The sequence below is a fragment of the Vibrio sp. YT-19(2023) genome, from assembly GCF_033337395.1.
This window is the reverse complement of the sequence record NZ_JAWOQN010000672.1, coordinates 1-632: the sequence shown is the minus strand read 5'-3', so window position 1 is coordinate 632 and position 632 is coordinate 1. Positions and strand designations below refer to the sequence as shown.

Here is a 632-nt window from a genome sequence, read left to right as displayed (position 1 = left end):
ATATCTTCAAGGCTCTTTTCGATGATCAACTCACCCAAACGCACCATCAAACCTGAGCTTTCAGCGACAGGAACAAATTCGTTAGGTGGTACTTTGCCCAGTTCCTCGTCTTCCCAACGAACAAGCGCCTCAACACCATAAATCTCGCCATTGATGTTTAACTGCGGTTGATAAGCCATAAACAGCGTTTGCTTCTCAATCGCAAGCCTCAGACGTTGCTCGACTTTCATCTTGTGCAGATGACTTGCTTGCATCTCCTGATTAAACAGACTGTACGCATTACGCTGTTTTTTCGCTTGATACATGGCGATATCTGCAGAAAGCAGCAGCGCGTCTAAGTTGTCGCCGTGCATTGGGTAGAACGCAATCCCAATGCTGCAACTGAGCAGGAACTGGTTATCGTTAACGTTATATGGTTTGGAAAGCGTTTGAATCAGCTCGCTTGCTAGATCTTTGATGGTCTCTTCATCAGTTCGATTAACGATAAAGATGAACTCATCGCTTGCCTCACGGACGATCAAACGACCTTCGCCCGAAAAGTGGTTAAGGCGAGTCGAGATCTGTTTTAGAACTTCGTCACCAAATTCGTGGCCGTGTGTGTCATTGACCGATTTGAAGTTATCGATATCAAT

The 632-nt window shown here is 45.6% G+C and carries 1 protein-coding gene; it reads right to left on the bottom strand.

Annotation, left to right across the window (positions count from 1 at the left end; all coding sequences use genetic code 11):
- The coding region (locus R7E78_RS27800) for a diguanylate cyclase domain-containing protein (RefSeq protein ID WP_318058843.1) at positions 1-632 on the bottom strand (632 nt) is incomplete at both ends.